The sequence below is a fragment of the Microbacterium sp. AR7-10 genome (genome assembly GCF_001878835.1).
Classification (GTDB): Bacteria; Actinomycetota; Actinomycetes; order Actinomycetales; family Microbacteriaceae; genus Microbacterium; species Microbacterium commune.
The window spans coordinates 17,307-33,998 of record NZ_MJIR01000084.1 but is presented as its reverse complement, the minus strand read 5'-3'; the positions used below and the strand labels follow the sequence as shown (position 1 = coordinate 33,998).

General features: G+C 70.5%; 14 protein-coding genes. 6 read left to right on the top strand and 8 right to left on the bottom strand.

Annotated features, from left to right (window positions below):
* Nucleotides 1-123: 123 nt before the first annotated feature.
* On the top strand, nt 124-1,083 hold the full coding sequence (locus BFN01_RS11835; RefSeq protein ID WP_071644553.1) for a putative PEP-binding protein: 960 nt from the start codon (nt 124-126) through the stop codon (nt 1,081-1,083).
* A gap of 15 nt (nt 1,084-1,098) precedes the next feature.
* Here BFN01_RS11835 and BFN01_RS11830 read toward each other — a convergent pair whose 3' ends face one another.
* The 4 genes from BFN01_RS11830 to pdhA all read right to left on the bottom strand — a co-directional run bounded on the left by BFN01_RS11830 (nt 1,099) and on the right by pdhA (nt 4,615).
* Nucleotides 1,099-1,989, bottom strand: coding sequence for a dihydrolipoamide acetyltransferase family protein (locus tag BFN01_RS11830; protein WP_371261034.1), 891 nt, complete (start codon nt 1,987-1,989; stop codon nt 1,099-1,101).
* 258 nt (nt 1,990-2,247) lie between these two features.
* Nucleotides 2,248-2,481, bottom strand: a 234-nt coding sequence (locus tag BFN01_RS15905) for a biotin/lipoyl-containing protein (protein WP_305728272.1), incomplete at its 3' end; no start/stop codon positions are given.
* The gene (locus BFN01_RS11825) at nt 2,478-3,515 is read right to left on the bottom strand and encodes an alpha-ketoacid dehydrogenase subunit beta (protein WP_071644551.1); all 1,038 of its coding nucleotides are present in this window, start codon (nt 3,513-3,515) and stop codon (nt 2,478-2,480) included. The genes BFN01_RS11825 and BFN01_RS15905, both read right to left, overlap by 4 nt.
* Nucleotides 3,512-4,615, bottom strand: coding sequence for a pyruvate dehydrogenase (acetyl-transferring) E1 component subunit alpha (gene pdhA, locus BFN01_RS11820; RefSeq protein WP_218161818.1), 1,104 nt, complete (start codon nt 4,613-4,615; stop codon nt 3,512-3,514). The genes BFN01_RS11825 and pdhA overlap by 4 nt, the downstream gene beginning before the upstream one ends.
* Before the next feature lie 153 nt (nt 4,616-4,768).
* Between pdhA and BFN01_RS11815 the strand changes: the two genes are divergently transcribed.
* Entirely contained in the window at nt 4,769-5,206 is a 438-nt protein-coding gene (locus tag BFN01_RS11815) for an Lrp/AsnC family transcriptional regulator (protein WP_071644550.1), read from the top strand.
* Between the two features lie 18 nt (nt 5,207-5,224).
* Here BFN01_RS11815 and BFN01_RS11810 read toward each other — a convergent pair whose 3' ends face one another.
* Together BFN01_RS11810 and BFN01_RS11805 are read right to left on the bottom strand one after the other, a co-directional pair.
* A complete protein-coding gene (locus BFN01_RS11810) occupies nt 5,225-5,875 on the bottom strand; it encodes an HAD-IA family hydrolase (RefSeq protein WP_071644549.1) in 651 nt (216 codons plus the stop codon).
* 19 nt (nt 5,876-5,894) lie between these two features.
* Nucleotides 5,895-7,301 (bottom strand): amidase, encoded by a 1,407-nt coding sequence (locus BFN01_RS11805; RefSeq protein WP_071644548.1) that lies wholly within the window; start codon nt 7,299-7,301, stop codon nt 5,895-5,897.
* A 191-nt stretch (nt 7,302-7,492) separates the two neighbouring features.
* Between BFN01_RS11805 and BFN01_RS11800 the strand changes: the two genes are divergently transcribed.
* Entirely contained in the window at nt 7,493-8,941 is a 1,449-nt protein-coding gene (locus BFN01_RS11800; RefSeq protein WP_071644547.1) for a glyceraldehyde-3-phosphate dehydrogenase, read from the top strand.
* An 18-nt stretch (nt 8,942-8,959) separates the two neighbouring features.
* Here the strand turns inward: BFN01_RS11800 and BFN01_RS11795 are convergent, their stop codons facing one another.
* On the bottom strand, nt 8,960-10,402 hold the full coding sequence (locus BFN01_RS11795; protein WP_071644546.1) for a helix-turn-helix domain-containing protein: 1,443 nt from the start codon (nt 10,400-10,402) through the stop codon (nt 8,960-8,962).
* 108 nt (nt 10,403-10,510) lie between these two features.
* On the opposite strand from BFN01_RS11795, the gene BFN01_RS11790 reads away from it, so the two are divergent.
* From BFN01_RS11790 to BFN01_RS11780, 3 genes are read left to right on the top strand one after another with little or no spacing between them, the layout of a single operon-like run.
* Entirely contained in the window at nt 10,511-12,382 is a 1,872-nt protein-coding gene (locus BFN01_RS11790) for a phosphoenolpyruvate carboxykinase (GTP) (protein ID WP_071644545.1), read from the top strand.
* A gap of 52 nt (nt 12,383-12,434) precedes the next feature.
* Nucleotides 12,435-13,283: an alpha/beta fold hydrolase gene (locus BFN01_RS11785; RefSeq protein ID WP_218161817.1), complete on the top strand. Its 849-nt coding sequence runs from the start codon at nt 12,435-12,437 to the stop codon at nt 13,281-13,283.
* Nucleotides 13,280-14,704 carry a sensor domain-containing diguanylate cyclase gene (locus BFN01_RS11780; protein WP_071644544.1) on the top strand — a complete coding sequence of 475 codons (1,425 nt, stop codon included), beginning with the start codon at nt 13,280-13,282 and terminating at the stop codon, nt 14,702-14,704. Before BFN01_RS11785 ends, BFN01_RS11780 begins: the two co-directional genes overlap by 4 nt.
* Nucleotides 14,705-14,716: 12 nt before the next feature.
* On the opposite strand, the gene BFN01_RS11775 is transcribed toward BFN01_RS11780, so the two are convergent.
* A complete protein-coding gene (locus BFN01_RS11775; protein WP_071644543.1) occupies nt 14,717-16,591 on the bottom strand; it encodes an ABC transporter ATP-binding protein in 1,875 nt (624 codons plus the stop codon).
* Between the last annotated feature and the right edge of the window lie 101 nt (nt 16,592-16,692).

Here is a 16,692-nt window from a genome sequence, read left to right as displayed (position 1 = left end):
TGAATCATACTCAAACTACGAGTGGCGCGGGTCGTGTGTTGGTAGGTGATTGCTATCTTCTTTTTTTTAATGATGCGGCAACCGCCGAGATCTACACCCTAGAGTTCGTCGGCAGCGTCAGATGTGTATAAGAGACAGGCGACGCACGCCGCGACCGTCACGCCGTTCGACGGGAGAGGACGGCTGGCCGACGGATCGTCGCTTCCGCTGCTCGCCAACGTCGGCCACGCGACCGATGCCCGAACCGCAGCCGCCGCCGGCGCGGAGGGCGTCGGTCTGTTCCGCACCGAGTTCTGCTTTCTCGACCGCACCGACGCACCCACCGTCGCCGAGCAGGTCGCGGCGTATCGCGGGGTGCTGGCGGCCTTCCCCGGGCGCAAGGTCGTGGTGCGCACGCTCGATGCGGGCAGCGACAAGCCGCTGCCGTTCGCGAACGCCGATCACGAGCAGAACCCGGCGCTCGGGGTCCGCGGACTCCGCATCGCCCGACGCAACCCTCAGCTGCTCGACGATCAGCTGCGCGCGCTGGCCGAGGCGGCGTCGGCCGAGTCCGCGCACGTCGAGGTGATGGCGCCCATGATCGCCACCGTCGAGGAGGCACGCGAGTTCGCCGCCGCTGCCAGGGCCGCCGGTCTCGAACGGGTGGGCGTGATGATCGAGACCCCGTCGGCGGCGATCCTCGCGGCAGAGATGTTCGAGGTGGTCGACTTCGTCAGCCTCGGCACCAACGACCTCACCCAGTACACCCTGGCGGCCGATCGCCTCCTGGGCGAGCTGGGCGACCTCACCGACCCGTGGCAGCCGGCCGTGCTGCGGCTGATCGCCGCCGTCGGCTCAGCCGGTCGAGCGGCGAACCGTGCGGTCGGCGTGTGCGGCGAGGCCGGGGGAGACCCGGCGCTCGCCCCCGTGCTCGTGGGGCTCGGCGCCACCAGCCTGTCGATGACACCGCGCTCGCTCGGCCGGGTGGCGGCGGCTCTCGGGGCCCTGACCCCACAGCAGTGCCGCGCCGCCGCGGAGGCCGCGCTCGCCGCAGCCACGGCGGCGGAGGCCAGAGAGGCGGCAGCCGTCGCGATCGCGCGCTGACGGCACGCCTACGGCTCAGAGGCTGCCGAACGCCCGCAGCGGGTGCTCGATCAGCTCCACCACACGGCGCAGGAACCCGGCTGCATAGCCGCCGTCGCAGACCCGGTGGTCGAAGACGAGCGAGAGCTGCGTGATGCGCCGCGCGACGATCTGACCCTCGACGACCCACGGCCGCTCGATCATGCGACCGACGCCCAGGATCGCGACCTCAGGGTGGTTGATGATCGCGGCCGACCCGTCGACGCCCAGGCTCCCGTAGTTGTTGATGGTGAAGGTCGACCCGCGCAGTCGCTCGGCCGGCATCCGGCCCGATCGTGCCGTGGCTGCGAGCTCGCGCAGCTGCGCGTCGAGCTCCGCGACGGTCAGCTCGTGCGCTCGGCTGATGACCGGCACCATCAGACCGCGCTCGGTGTCGGCGGCTACGCCGAGGTTCACGCCGTCGAACGAGATGACCTCGGAGGCGTCGTCGCTGAGACGCGACGCCAGCAGCGGGAAGTCCGCGAGGGCCATCAGCGTGAACCGCGCGACGAGCGCGGTGAGCGACGGGGCTCGTTGCCCCTCGGGTGCCATGCGCGAGCGCGCCCGCCACAGCTCGGTGGCGTCGACGTCGACCCAGACGGTGGCCTCGGGGATCTCGGCGCGACTGCGGCTCAACGTCGCGCTGATCGCTCTGCGCATCGGCGACAGCCGCTCGCGCGAGGCGACGGCGAGTCCTTCGACCGTGTCTGCGGCGCTGCCGGATTTCTGCGGCGACGTTCCGGATGCCTGCTCCTGCTGCCCCTCGAGGGCGTTCGCGGCCCGCAGCACATCGGCACGCGTGACAGCACCGTCTGCTCCCGTCGCCTCGAGCTGTCGCACGTCGACGCCGAGATCCCGTGCGAGCCGGCGAACGATCGGCGAGCGCACCGCGACGGTGCGTTGAGGCGGGGCGGGCTGAGGAGTGGGCTGAGACGGTACGGGCTGAGAGGTGGCCTGAGGCGGTGCGGGCTGAGGAGAAGCGGGCGGCACCGCCGCGCCGGATGCTCGTGCGCGGCGACGGCCGGACGAGGCGCGCTCGGTGGTGCCGTAGCCGATCAGCACGTTGCCGGAACCTGCACGCTCTTCGGCGCGATACGCTTCCTTCTCGGCATCCGGAACCGTCTCCGCCGCGTCGGTCCCGTGCNNCAGCACGGGCGCGCCCACCGCGATCACGTCTCCCGGTACGCCGTGCAGAGCCGTGACCTCGCCGGCGAACGGCGAGGGCAGCTCGACGATGCTCTTCGCCGTCTCGACCTCGGCGATGGCCTGGTCGGTGGCGATCGTGTCGCCGACCGCCACCAGCCACTGCACGAGACCCGCCTCGGTGAGTCCCTCGCCGAGATCCGGCAGGCGGAAGACCCGTGCTGTCGCGGTTGTCATCGCGTCGTCTCCTCATCGTCGGGGTAGAGCGAGTCGATGGCATCCAGCACGCGATCGGCGTCGGGCAGATACCAGTGCTCGAGCTTCGGCGGCGCGTACGGGGTGTCGAAGCCGGTCACCCGGCGCACCGGCGCTTCGAGGTGCTCGAAGCACCGCTCGAAGACGCGAGCCTGGATCTCGCTTGCGACACTCGCGTAGCCGGGCGCCTCGGCGACGACGACCGCGCGTCCGGTCGCGCGCACGGCTGCGGTCACCGTCGTGTCGTCGAACGGCGACAGCGAGCGCACGTCGATGACCTGAACGCTGCGTCCTTCCTCGGCGGCGATCTCGGCCGCCTCGAGGGCAACCGGAACCATCGCCGCGTAGGCGATGAGGGTGACGTCGGTGCCATCCCGCACGATCTGGGCGGTGCCGAGCTCGGCGGTGATCGAGGTGTCGACCTCGCCCTTCGACCAGTAGAGCTTCTTCGGCTCGAGGAAGATCACCGGATCGGGCGAGGCGATCGCGGCGCGCAGCAGCGAATAGGCGTCCTGCGGGGTCGACGGCGACACGACCGTGAGACCGGGCGTGTGCGCGTAGTAGGCCTCGGACGAATCGCAGTGATGCTCCACGCCCCCGATGCCGCCGCCGAACGGGATGCGGATGACCAGCGGCATCCGCATCGACCCGCGCGTGCGGTTGCCGAACTTCGCGACCTGGCTGACGATCTGCTCGAACGCCGGCAGCGCGAACGCGTCGAACTGCATCTCGACGACCGGCCGCATGCCGTTCATGGCCATGCCGACCGCGGTGCCGACGATGCCGGCCTCGGCGAGCGGGGTGTCGAAGCAGCGGTCCTCGCCGAAGCGCTCTGCGAGGCCGTCGGTGATGCGGAAGACGCCACCGAGGGCGCCGACGTCCTCGCCGTAGACGACGACCGCGGGATCCTCCTGGATCGCGTCGGCGAGGGCGCGGTTGAGGGCGGCGGCCATGGTCATCGTGCCGACGACATGAGGAGTGGCCTGATCGGGGCGGAGGTCGGATGCGATGCTCATGGCTGTGCTCCCGCCTGCGTCAGAGCATCCCGTGCGATCTCGCCCTGCAGCATCCGCCACTGCTCCTCCAGCTGCGATGACCGCTCGGCCGTGACGAAGCGGAACAGATCCTCGGGGTCGAGGTCGGCGTCGGCGTTGAGGGCGGCACGCAGCTGGGCGGCGATGCGCTCGGCGCCCGCCGCGATGCGCTGCTCGTCATCGTCGGAGAGGGCATCCTGCGCGACGAGGTGCGCGCGAAGCCGGGTCAGCGGGTCGCGCTCGATCCACGCCTGCACCTCGTCTCGCTCGCGGTAGCGGGTGTCGTCGTCCGCGTTGGTGTGCGCCTGCATCCGGTAGGTGTGCGCCTCGACGAGCGACGGTCCGCCGCCGCTGCGAGCCCGATCCACCGCCTCGCCGAGAACGGCGAGCACGGCGGCGACGTCGTTGCCGTCGACGCGTTCACCGGGCATCCCGTACCCGATCGCCTTGTGCGCGAGAGACGGAGCGGCGCTCTGGCGCGACAGCGGCACCGAGATCGCGAACTCGTTGTTCTGCACGAAGAACACCACAGGCGCGTGGAACACGGCGGCGAAGTTCATCGCCTCGTGGAAGTCGCCCTCGCTCGTCGCGCCGTCGCCGCACAGCGCCAGCACCACGGTGCTCTCGCCGCGGTGCCGCGCGGCCTGCGCGAAGCCGACGGCGTGCAGCAGCTGCGTCGCCAGCGGTGTCGCCTGCGGGGCGACGTGATGCTCGGCGGGATCGTATCCGCTGTGCCAGTCGCCGGCCAGCAGCACCATCGCGTCGGCGGGTGAGACTCCGCGCCCGATGATCGCGACGGCATCGCGGTAGGTGGGAAAGAGCCAGTCGGGCTCGTCGAGCACGAGCGCCGCGGCGACCTGGCACGCCTCCTGACCGTGCGAGGACGGGTACACCGCCAGTCGGCCCTGCCGCACCAGCGCGCTGGCCTGGTCGTTGATGCGTCTGCCCTCGACGAGGGCGCGGTACGCGTCGCGCAGCCGGTCGATGTCGGGTGCGGTGTAGTGCGCGTCGTCGACCCCGTCGCCGCGCGGGTCGATCAGGCGCACGGGGGTCTCGCGGGGGAGCAGGTCGTCTCGCATCATCCGGTTCGCCTTCCTTGCCGAACGTGGTGACACCAGGATGCCCGCGACCCCCCAGGCGTCCAACCGATCATCCCTATTGCTGGACGATCGTTCGCCGGATGCGGATTCCGGTGACAGACTGTCAGCATCCACTGACGGAACGGACGGTGCTCGATGGCCGAGCTCGATGCCACAGATCATGCGATCCTCGCCGAGCTGCGACGCGACGCGCGGGTGTCGATGACCCACATCGCCGAGCGCGTGCACATCTCCCGGGCGGGCGCGCACGCGCGCATCAAGCGGCTCACCGAGCAGGGCGTGATCGCGGGCTACACGGTGCGCACCGACCCCGTGCAGCTCGGGCATCACGCATCCGCCTACGTCATGCTCGCGATCGAGCAGGCCAGCTGGCAGGAGGTGCAGACGCGGCTGCGTGCGATCCCCGAGGTGGAGCACATGGCGCTCGTCGGCGGCGATTTCGACGTGATCCTGCTCGTGCGCGCCAGCGACGCCCGCGACCTGCGTCGCGTGGTGCTGGAGGACATCCAGGCGATCCCGTCGATCCGCTCGACTCGCACGACCCTGATCTTCGAGGACTTCACGCGGGAGTGAGCGCTGCGGCGACGAGCGTCAGTCGATCGTCAGGACGAAGCCCTGCGCTGTGTCGACCACCGCGACCTGGGTGAGATCGGCCACGGAGTGGTGCGCGCCGTGAGCCGCGGCGTGTGAGCCGACGCCGATCACCCGCATGCCTGCGGCGAGGCCCGCCTGCACCCCGGCCTCGGAGTCCTCGAAGACGACGCAGTCGGCCGGGTCGACCCCCAGCTGCGCGGCCGCGGCCAGGAACCCCTCGGGGTGCGGCTTCGAATCGGTCACGCTCTCGGCGGTGATCGCGAGCGCGGGCACGGTGAGCCCGGCGGCCTGCATCCTGGCCGTCATCAGCGGCACGTTCGCCGAGGTGACGATCGCGTGCGGCAGCCCGCTCAATGCGGCGAGGAACGCCGCGGCACCGGCGATCTCGACCACGCCGTCGACATCGCCGCTCTCTCGGGCGAGCATCTCCTGATTCTCGACCAGGTTGATGGCGTGATCCCGCTCGGGGAGCATGATCGCCATGCTCTGGTGACCCTGCCTGCCGTGCACGGTCTGCAGCACGACCGACGGATCCAGTCCGTGCGGCCGGGCCCACTCCAGCCACAGCCGCTCGACGACCGCTGTCGAGTCGACGAGAGTGCCGTCCATGTCGAGCAGGACGGCGCGGGCGTGCAGGGTCGTGGTCATGTGCCCAGCGTAGGCCGAGTCATCGGCTCCAGATCGCGGGTTTCGGCATGGGACCTGCCCGATGCTCCAGTGCCGCTGCGAGCGAGACGATCGTCGCCTCACCGCCGGGCCGGCCGATCAGCTGCACGCTGACCGGGTGCCCCGACGCGTCCGTGATGACCGGGACGACGATCGCGGGAAGACCCGCCACGTTGACGAAGCTGCTGTACGGCGCGTAACGGACCTGCTGCGAGAATCCGCGCACCGGGTCATCGCGATCGAACCAGCCGACCCGCTGCGGCGGCAGCGCCAGTGCGGGGGTGAGCACGGCGTCGAACGGATCGAACGCCGCGATCGTCTCCTGCTCGAAGACGGATGCCGCAGCCAGCGCCTGCAGCACCTCTGATCCGGTCAGACGTCGGCCCTCGCGCACCAGCCAGGCCGTGATCGGCTCGACGAGCTCCAGCTCGGCGTCGGTGAGCGCCATCCGAGCGGCGCTGGTGCGCCAGAGGGTGGTGAACATCTCCGCGTAGCCGCGGGGTCGCCACCGGAATCCGTCGACGCCGTGTCCGGCATCCGAGAGCAGCGTCGCGGCGATGTCGACAGCGCGAGCGGCGTCGGCATCGAGGCGGATGTCGTCGGCGTCGTCCCACGGGGAGACCGTGGTCACCCCGATCCGGGCGGGAGGTGACGGCGTCGTCGCGGCGGAGAGGAACGGCCCGGACGCCGGGGCGCGCGTCGCGAACCGATGGGGCCGTCCGGCGCACTGCACGTCGAGCAGCAGCGCGGCGTCCGCCACCGAACGGGCGATGGGACCGGCGACCGGAAGACCTCCGGGACTGTCGAGGCCGGACGCGAACGGCACGCGCCCGCGGCAGGGCTTGATCCCGACGACGCCGACCGTGGCCGCCGGAATGCGGATCGAGCCGCCGCCGTCGGAGCCCGGGGCGAGCGGGAGCAGGCCAGCGGCGACCGCGGCCGCGGCTCCGCCGCTGGACCCGCCCGCGCCGTTCGCCGGGTTCCACGGATCGCGGGTGGGCGGACCGATCTGCGTCTCGGTGTACCCGGTCAACCCGAACTCGGGCGTGCTGGTCTTGCCGAGGCTGATGCCGCCGGCCTCGTCGAGCACAGCGGCCTGATCCGCGGTCGTCGTCGGGACGTGATCGCGGTGAAGTCGAGAGCCGAACCGCGTGGGCACGCCGGCTCGCGCCACGAGGTCCTTGTCGGCGAAGGGCAGCCCCCACAGGGCGCCGGCCGGCTCGGCATCCGTCAGCGCGGCGGCGCGGGCGCGGGCAGCCTCGTCGGTGACCTCGACGAACGCGCCGACCTGCGGGTCGCATCGCGCGATGCGCGCCAGGTAGTGGGCGACGAGATCCGACGGCGAGAACGTCCCGGCTCGCAGCCCGGCGAGCTGCTCGATCGCGGTCAGATCATGCAGCTCGGTCATGGATCCGAGCCTATGCCGCCGCACGTGTTAAGAATCCGGTTTCATGACTCCCCGGCAGTCTGTCGGATTCTGCACACCGGAATCGTCCTCTCGCATCGCATGCCGCGCTCTAGCCTGGTCGAGGCGGAACCGCCCCCTCACTCACCGCAGCGCCCGACCCGGCGGCGCTCGAGCATCACGCAAGGACGCATATGGACGATGTCGTGACACACCGCGACGACTGGAAGGTCAAGGAAGAGCTGGCAGAGCGGATGATCCCGCTCATCGGCGGACTGAACCGGGAGCGCGATGTCGTGACGTCGCTGCACGGGCACCGTCTGCTCGGACTGTCGACGACCGGCATCCTCGAGGTGCACCAGCGCGTCGCTCAGCTCGGCCACCGCGAGATCGCCCTCACCGACACGCTCGGCGTGCTCGAGGCGCTGCGCGAGCTCGCCCCCGGCGCGTCATCGCTGGACGTGGCGCGCCTGATCGAGGGGCACGCCGAGAGCGGAGGCGACCTCGACGAGTACCTGCGCAGCACGCTCGCGCCGGCCCTCGGCGCCGAGCTCTCCGAGCCGGTCGACGTGGTGCTCTACGGGTTCGGCCGCATCGGCAGGCTGCTGGCCCGCATCATCATCGCGCACACCGGCGGCGGCAGCGGGCTGCGACTGCGGGCGATCGTGGTGCGTCGTGGCTCCGACAACGACATCGTCAAGCGCGCCTCGCTTCTGCTGCGCGACTCGGTGCACGGCCGCTTCGCCGGCACCGTCACGGTCGACGAGGAGAACTCTCAGATCATCGCCAACGGCAACCGCATCCAGGTGATCTACTCCGACGACCCCGCCACCGTCGACTACACCGTGTACGGCATCCACGACGCGATCATCGTCGACAACACCGGCCGCTGGCGCGACGAGGAGGGGCTGAGCCGTCATCTGCAGGCGACCGGCGCCGCCCGTGTGCTGCTCACCGCCCCCGGAAAGGGCGAGCTGAAGAACATCGTGCACGGCATCAACGACTCCACCATCGAGGCCGGCGACCGCATCCTGTCCGCCGCCTCGTGCACGACCAATGCGATCACGCCGGTGCTGGCGGCGATCGACGAGGCGTACGGCATCGTGCGCGGCCACGTCGAGACCGTGCACTCGTTCACCAACGACCAGAACCTCATCGACAACTTCCACAAGGGCGACCGCCGCGGGCGCTCGGCGGTGCTGAACATGGTCATCACCGAGACCGGCGCAGCCAAGGCCGTCTCCCGCGCCCTGCCGCAGCTCGCCGGCAAGCTCACCGGCTCTGCCATCCGCGTGCCCACCCCCGACGTGTCGCTCGCGGTGCTGCACCTGACCCTCGAGAACCCGGCCACGAAGGACGAGCTCAACGACTACCTGCGTCGTGCGTCGCTGCACTCGAAGCTGCGTCAGCAGATCGACTACGTCGAGAGCCCCGAGGTCGTCTCCACCGACTTCGTCGGCTCGCACCGGGCGGGCATCGTCGACGGACTCGCGACGATCGCGAATGACCGCGACGTCGTGCTCTACGTCTGGTACGACAACGAGTACGGGTACTCGTGCCAGGTCGTGCGCGTGCTCGAGGTGATGGCGGGAACGCATCCGGTCGTGCTGCCTGCACGTCGCGAGGTGACCCTGCACGCCTGATCTCGAGCAGATCTCACATCACTCGCCGGCGTGCCGGTCGAGGAACGAGTACACCTCGCTGTCGTCGACGCCGGGGAATGCGCCGCGCGGCAGCGGGCGGAACATGTGCGTGTGCACACGGGCGCTCGGCCACGCGCGACCCTCCCAGCGCTGCGAGACGGTCGGCGCCGCCCGGCGGCAGCACGACTCGTCGGGGCAGGTCGACTTCGCTCGGTGCTGTGTCTCGCGCCCGCGCCACCAGCGCGCGTCGTCGAACGGCACGCCGACGGTGACCGAGAACCCGCCGTCGGTCGACGAGCCGGTCTGGGTGGCGCACCAGAACGTGCCGGCCGGGGTGTCGGTGTACTGGTAGTGCTCGGTGGTGCGGTTGCGCTGCTCGAACGCCGCGCGCGCGCCGAACCGGCGGCAGGCCGGCTGTCCCTCCACGGCGCCGGTCACGTCCATCGGCAGCGGCAGGTCGTCGTTCTCGTAGACCCGGGTGATCGCGCCGTTCTCGTCCACCCGCAGGAAGTGCAGGCGCATGTCGAGATGGTGGGTCATCAGGTTGGTCATGCGCATCCCGGCCGCCTCGTGCGTGACGCCGAACGCGTCACGGAAGTCCTCGACGGCGAGGTTGCGATCCTTCTTCGCCTGCTGCAGGAATGCGACGCCTGCGGTCTCGGGGATCAGGCAGCACGCGGCGAAGTAGTTGATCTCCAGTCGCTGCTGCAGGAAGTCGGCGTAGTCGGTCGGGGGAGTGTGCCCCAGGATGCGGTGCGCCATCGCCTGCAGCGCCATCGAGCGCAGGCCGTGCCCGCCGGGGATCGACGCCGGCGGCAGGTAGATCCGACCGTTCTCGAGGTCGGTGATCGAGCGGGTGGAGTGGGGAAGGTCGTCGGCGTAGATGAGCTCGAAGCCGAGCTTTGCCGCCATCAGGGTCACAGTGCGGTGCGTGAGCGCTCCGGACACGTGACCGGCCGCCTTGAGGTGCTTCTCGGCGAGCGCCTCGATGTCGGGAAGGTAGTTGTCGCGCGCGCGCATCGTGAGACGCATCTCCGTGTTCGCGCGACGCGCCTCCTCCGGCGTGGCGATCGCCTCGGTCTCGCGGCGGTGCAGCTCGCGATGCAGACCCAGGATCGCCTCGATGGTCTCGTCGGTCATCGTCTTCGACACGCGCACCCCGGCGATGCCCAGCTGGCGGAAGATCGGGCTGGACTGCGCGCGTTCGAGCTCGATCTCGAGCGCCGCGCGACGGTTCGGCGGCTCTCCCGAGATGAGGTCGGCGACGTCGGTGCCGCACGCCTCGGCGATGGCCTGCAGCAGGGACAGCTTCGGCTCGCGCTTGCCGTTCTCGATGAGGCTCAGCTGGGATCCCGCGATGCCGACCTTCGCGCCCAGGTCGTCGAGGGTGAGATTCCGGGCCGTGCGGTGGTGTCGGATGCGATGTCCGAGGGTGCTGAGTTCGAGTCCGCTGGTCGCCATTCCTTGAGCATATCCGAAAAAAGCAACGTTCTTTCAACGTCGGTCGGCGTCAAACACGGCAAAACCTGCCGGAGGATGGGCATACCGCACCAGCTTGAAGGAGCTCCCATGGCACTCGCCGACACGTTCACGACCCGCATCGACGCCGTCGCACCTGCGCGGGGCACCGGTGACGTGCCCGCGTACGACACCCCGGCGATGGCAGAGCTGCGCGCGTGGGTCGACGGCATCGCCGCGCTCACCCAGCCGGCGCGGGTGCACTGGGTCGACGGATCCCGTGCCGAGAACGATGCCCTGCTGCGCGGGCTCGTCGGCGAGGGCAAGCTGATCAAGCTCAACCCCGAATGGCGGCCCGGGTCGTACCTGGCGCGCTCGCACCCGAGCGACGTGGCGCGGACCGAGGGGCGCACGTTCATCGCGTCGGAGCGCGAGCGCGACGCCGGCCCCACGAACAACTGGGCCGACCCTGTCAAGATGCGCGAGACGCTCGACGGGCTGTTCGAAGGGTCCATGCGCGGCCGCACCATGTACGTCGTCCCGTTCTCGATGGGCCCGGTGGGCGGTCCGCTCTCGCACATCGGGGTGCAGGTCACCGACAGCGCCTACGCGGTGGCATCCATCGGCATCATGACCCGCGTCGGCGACGCGGTCACCCGCCAGATCGCCGAGGGCGCCCCGTGGGTCAAGACGGTCCATTCGGTCGGCGCCCCGCTCGAGCCTGGCCAGGCCGACGTGCCGTGGCCGTGCAACGACGAGAAGTACATCGTGCACTTCCCCGAGACGCTCGAGGTCTACTCGTACGGCTCGGGCTACGGCGGAAACGCGATCCTCGCGAAGAAGTGCTTCGCCCTGCGCATCGCCTCGGTCATCGCGCGCGACGAGGGCTGGCTCGCCGAGCACATGCTGCTCATCCGCGTGACCGACCCGAAGGGCAGGGCGCACCACATCGCCGCAGCCTTCCCGTCGGCCTGCGGCAAGACCAACCTCGCCATGCTGCGTCCGACCATCCCTGGATGGTCGGTCGAGACGCTCGGAGACGACATCGTCTGGATCCGACCCGGCGAAGACGGCCGGATGTACGCCATGAACCCCGAAGCCGGGTTCTTCGGCGTCGCTCCCGGAACGGGGGAGTCCACCAACGTCACCGCGGTCGAGACGCTCTGGGGCAACACCATCTTCACCAACGTCGCCCTGCGACCCGACGGAGACGTGTGGTGGGAGGGGCTCACCGACACCCCGCCCGCACGACTCACCGACTGGCAGGGCAGGCCGTGGACTCCCGACTCGGACGAGCCGGCCGCGCACCCGAACTCGCGCTTCACGGTGTCGGCGGCCCAGTGCCCGCAGATCGCCGACGACTGGGAGAACCCCGAGGGCGTGCCCCTCGACGTGATCCTCTTCGGCGGTCGCCGCGCGAGCAACGTGCCGCTGGTCGTCGAGGCGACCGACTGGAGCCACGGGGTCTTCATCGGCTCGACCATCTCGTCGGAGCGCACCGCCGCCGCCGAGGGCACCCTCGGCGAGCTGCGCCGCGACCCGTTCGCGATGCTGCCGTTCTGCGGGTACAACATGGGCGACTACTTCGCGCACTGGCTCAAGGTGGGCCGTTCGCTGCGCTTCGATCGTGCACCGCGCATCTTCCAGGTGAACTGGTTCCGTCGCGGTGATGACGGCCGCTTCCTGTGGCCGGGCTTCGGCGACAACTCGCGCGTGATCGACTGGATCATCCGTCGCATCTCCGGTGAGGTCGTGGCCGTCGACAGCCCGATCGGTCGCCTGCCGCGACGTGAGGATCTCAACCTCGACGGATTGGAGATCGCCGAGGCCGACCTCGACGAGCTCTTCGACGTCGACATCGACGCGTGGCTCGCGGAGGCGGACTCCACCGAGGAGTTCTACGCCATGTTCGGCGACGCGCTGCCGGCGGCCCTGCGCAGCGAACTGGAGGCGCTGCGGTACCGGCTCGACGCCGCTCGGTGACGGGTCGCTCGACTTCTTCGGTAGTCTCGGGCGTGAGCTCCGAGGAGGCCACGTGACGCAAACCAGCGCCCGCACTGCAGAGCACGCACCCGCCGCGGATCGCGCGCACGACGACGTCCTCCGGCGCAACGCCGTGACGATCCTCGGCAGGGAGGCCGGTCCGGTCATGGTGTTCGGGCACGGGTACGGCACCGATCAGACCACCTGGCGAGCGGCTGCCGACCGTTTCGTCGACGACCACCGTGTCGTGCTGTTCGACTATGTGGGATCGGGGCGATCCGACCTCTCGGCCTACGACCAGCGGCGATACGACTCGCTCGACGGGTATGCCAACGACCTCATCGAGGTGATCGAGGCGGTGGATGCCCGTGACGTGGTGTTCGTCGGGCATTCCGTCAGCGGCATGATCGGCGCGCTCGCGTCCATCCGCCGGCCCGACCTGTTCTCGCAGCTGATCATGCTCTGCCCCTCGCCGCGCTACGTGAACGACGGCGACTACATCGGGGGCTTCGACCGTCAGGATGTGCTCGATCTGCTCGCCGCCATCGAGGCGAACCAGCCCGGGTGGGCGGCGTCGCTGGCGCCCGCCGTCACCGCGCGCGAAGACCTGCCCCAGGTGACAGACCGGGTGCGGGATCTGTTCGCCACCACCGCCCACGAGGTCGCGACCCACTTCGCCCGCGTCGTCTTCTTCAGCGATGTGCGTCACCGGCTGGGCGACGTCCCCGTGCCGACGACCGTGCTGCAGTCGGTCGGCGACATCATCTGCCCGCCGCACATCGGCGCGTACGTGCAGGCGCGCATCCCGTCGTGCGATCTGGTGCAGCTGGACTCCGCCGGACACTTCGTGCATCTGACCGATCACGAGCTCGTGGCGGACCAGATCAGACACGCGCTGTGAGCAACGCCACGGCGGAATCGCTGGACCTGCTCGAGCACACGCCGGTCGCCGTGTTCACACTGGGTGTGGACGGCACCATCCTGGCCCACAACGCCGGGATGCAGGTGTGGCTGGGCGAGGGCGGCCCGGAAGGCGGCGACGGCCTGCGCGGACGCAACATCGTGGAGTGGCTGACCGCCGCATCGCGCATGCTGTACGAGACCCAGGTGATTCCGCGTCTCCTGGAGCGGGGGCGGCTGCGCGAGGTCATGCTCGAGATCCGCGACGGCGCCGGCGAGCGTCGAGCGGCGCTCGTGAACGCCGAGCTGCGGCACGTCGACGGCAGGTCCGTCGCCTACGTCGCCGCCGTCGAGACGACGGCGCGCGCCGCGTTCGAGAAGGAGCTCGTGGCGGCACGGCGCGAGACCGAGCTCGCGCATCGCAGGCTGGTGCTGCTGCAGGATGCCACGAGCGCGCTCGCCGTCGCGAACGGACTGGACGACCTGGGCGAGACCCTCGTGAGTGCGGCGAGCCGGGCGATGTCCACAGCGTGGACGGCGGTTCGCCTCGTGCACACCTCAGGGCAGGCGGGCGCCGAGGTGCGTCGATGGGGCGATCACCCACCGGGAGTGCTGCTCGACGCGCGGCCTGCGGCTTCCGCGCAGCAGCTCGTGTGCCGGGACGTCGAACAGATCGCGCTGGCGGCCCCGCAGGACGCGGCTGCGCTGCAGGCGTCCGGCATCGAGGCGCTGGTGACGACGCCGATCGTCCGCATGATGGGCGAGCGAACGGTCGTGCTCGGCGAGATCCACTGCTGGTTCCGGCGGGCACGCTCCCTCGAGGCGGACGAGCTCGAATCGCTGCGTGCGCTGGCGGCTCAGGCCGAACGGGTGGTCGATCACCTGCGGCTGCGCGACCAGCTGCAGCATCACGCTCTGCACGACAGCCTCACCGGGCTGCCGAACCGGGTCCTCTTCGAGCAGAGGCTGCAGCGCATCCTCGAGCGCACCGAGCATGACGGCGTCCCGTGCGCGGTGCTCTTCCTCGACCTCGACGGCTTCAAGGGCATCAACGATCGTCTCGGGCACGGAGTGGGCGACGAGGTGCTGCGCATCGTCGCCGATCGTTTGCGGCGCGTGTGCCGCGTGGGCGACACGGTCGCCAGGCTCGGCGGGGACGAGTTCCTCATCACCGCGTCCGGCATGGACGACGCCGAGACGACGAGGTTCGCCGAGCGGGTACGCAGCGTCGTGCGCGAGCCGCTCGACGGTCCCGCAGCGGGTTCGCCGCTGTCGGCCAGCGTGGGCGCGGTGCACTGGCGCGCGGACGTCGGCCGCGTCCCTCCCTCCGCTGAGGACGTCGTCGCCGCGGCGGATGCGGCGATGTACCGTGCGAAGCGCGCGGGCAAGGACGGCGTGCAGGTCGACGTCCTCGGCGGCTGAGTTCGGCGGCGGTCAGACCAGCAGCTGGTGCCGTGCGAGGTCGCGGTACAGCGGCGTGGACTCGATGAGCTCGGCGTGCGTGCCCTGCCCGGCCACCACGCCGTTCTGCAGCACCACGATCAGGTCGCTGTCGACCACGGTCGACAGCCGGTGCGCGATCACCAGCAGTGTGCGGTCGGCGGCGGCCGCGTCGATGGCCTCGCGCATGCGCTGCTCGTTGACGCCGTCGAGCGACGAGGTCGATTCGTCGAGCAGCAGGATCGGTGCCTCGGTCAGCAGAGCGCGCGCGATGGCGAGGCGCTGACGCTCACCGCCCGAGAGCATCACGCCGTCCTCGCCGACCGGGGCATCCAGCCCCAGCGGGCTGCGCTCGAGCACGTCGCCGAGGTTGACCGAGCGCAGCACGCGCTCGCAGTCGGCGTCCGAGGCATCCGGTGCCGCGAGACGCAGGTTCTCGCCCAGCGTGCCGGCGAGGGTCGGCGCGTCCTGCTCGACGTAGCCGAACTGGGCGCGCAGCTGCTCACGCGGGTACGTGCGCACGTCGTGTCCGGCGAGGCGGATCGACCCACCGGTCGGGTCGTAGAAGCGCTCGATGAGCGAGAGGATGGTGCTCTTGCCGGCGCCGCTCGGCCCGACCAGCGCCACGCGCGCGCCGCGCGGCACGGCGAACGAGACCCCCTTCAGCACATCCCGGTCGATCGGGATGCCGTCGGACGCGCGCTCGAGGTGCGCGTCGGCGAGCAGGACCTGAGCCTCCTTGGCGGCCGCCTCCCGGGCGGCGATGACGGCATCAGGGTAGCGGAAGCGCACGTCGCGGAACTCGATCGCGGGGGCGCCGACCACGGGCGCGGCTGCCGCCACGGCATCCGGTTCGTCGTCCTGCGTCTCGGTCGGCAGATCGAGCACCTCCTGGATGCGTCCGAGGGCGCCCAGTGCCTGGTTCACCGAGGTGATCGCGCCGAAGGCCTGGCCCAGCGGCATCACGAGCATGAACAGGAACATGATGAAGGTGACCAGAGACGCGATCGTGAGAGCGCCCGACGCCACGCGGAACCCGCCCACCCCGAGCACCACCAGCAGCGAGAGCTGCAGGGCCACACCGGCGACGGGCACGACCATCGACGAGATCTTCGCGATGCGCACACCGAGGCCGTACGCCTCACCGGCGAGGTCCTCCACGGCCGCCGTCTCGCGCTCGGTGGCGCCGGACGCACGCACGGTGCGGATCGAGGAGATGCCCCGCTCGACTCCGGATGCCAGCTCACCGACCTTCTCCTGCTGCGCGGCCGACGCGCTGCGGATGCGCCCCGAGAGCAGCACGACCACGACCACCGAAACGCCGATCACGACGACGATGAGCAGCAGCAGCAGCGGGTCGATGATGAGCATCGCGATGAGCGCACCGACGAACAGGATCGCGCCGCCGACGGCATCCGCGAGTCCCTGCGTGAGCACGGCGTAGAGCAGCGTCGTGTCGGTGCCGACGCGCGAGACGAGGTCGCCGGTGCGGCGCGCGTCGAACTCACTGATCGGCAGATGCAGGATGCGTGCGATGAGCTTGCGGCGGCTGGAGTACACGACCGCCGTGCCGGTGCGCTGCAGCAGGTAGTGCTGATAGCCCGAGATGACGGACGCCGAGATCACGAAGCCGATCAGCAGCCAGACCAGCGCCCCCAGCGTCTGCCCCTGCTGCACGCGCGCGATGAGCTGTCCGACGAGCAGCGGCTGGGCGAGCGATGCGGCCGCGCCGACGATGCTGAGCACCGCGACGACGACGAGCACCTTCTTGTGCTCGAACAGGAAGGGGAGCAGCTGGCGGAACGTCGCGCGCGGGCCTTCGGGCTGCGCGCCGCGCCCGCGTCGGCGTGACGGCGCCGTGCGAGACATGGGACCTCATTCGTGAGGAGTCGTGGGTGAGTGCTTCTATTGTCGACCGAACTCCTTATGCGCGGCCTGTTTCGCTGCCCGCGCGCGCCGCGGGCAGGATG

What these genes read in the sequence shown, in the direction of transcription:
- BFN01_RS11825 (WP_071644551.1), bottom strand. Translation starts at nt 3,515, where the DNA reads ATGAGCATCGCATCCGACCTCCGCCCCGATCAGGCCACTCCTCATGTC.
- pdhA (WP_218161818.1), bottom strand. Translation starts at nt 4,615, where the DNA reads ATGATGCGAGACGACCTGCTCCCCCGCGAGACCCCCGTGCGCCTGATC.
- BFN01_RS11815 (WP_071644550.1), top strand. Translation starts at nt 4,769, where the DNA reads ATGGCCGAGCTCGATGCCACAGATCATGCGATCCTCGCCGAGCTGCGA.
- BFN01_RS11810 (WP_071644549.1), bottom strand. Translation starts at nt 5,875, where the DNA reads ATGACCACGACCCTGCACGCCCGCGCCGTCCTGCTCGACATGGACGGC.
- BFN01_RS11805 (WP_071644548.1), bottom strand. Translation starts at nt 7,301, where the DNA reads ATGACCGAGCTGCATGATCTGACCGCGATCGAGCAGCTCGCCGGGCTG.
- BFN01_RS11800 (WP_071644547.1), top strand. Translation starts at nt 7,493, where the DNA reads ATGGACGATGTCGTGACACACCGCGACGACTGGAAGGTCAAGGAAGAG.
- BFN01_RS11795 (WP_071644546.1), bottom strand. Translation starts at nt 10,402, where the DNA reads ATGGCGACCAGCGGACTCGAACTCAGCACCCTCGGACATCGCATCCGA.
- BFN01_RS11790 (WP_071644545.1), top strand. Translation starts at nt 10,511, where the DNA reads ATGGCACTCGCCGACACGTTCACGACCCGCATCGACGCCGTCGCACCT.
- BFN01_RS11775 (WP_071644543.1), bottom strand. Translation starts at nt 16,591, where the DNA reads ATGTCTCGCACGGCGCCGTCACGCCGACGCGGGCGCGGCGCGCAGCCC.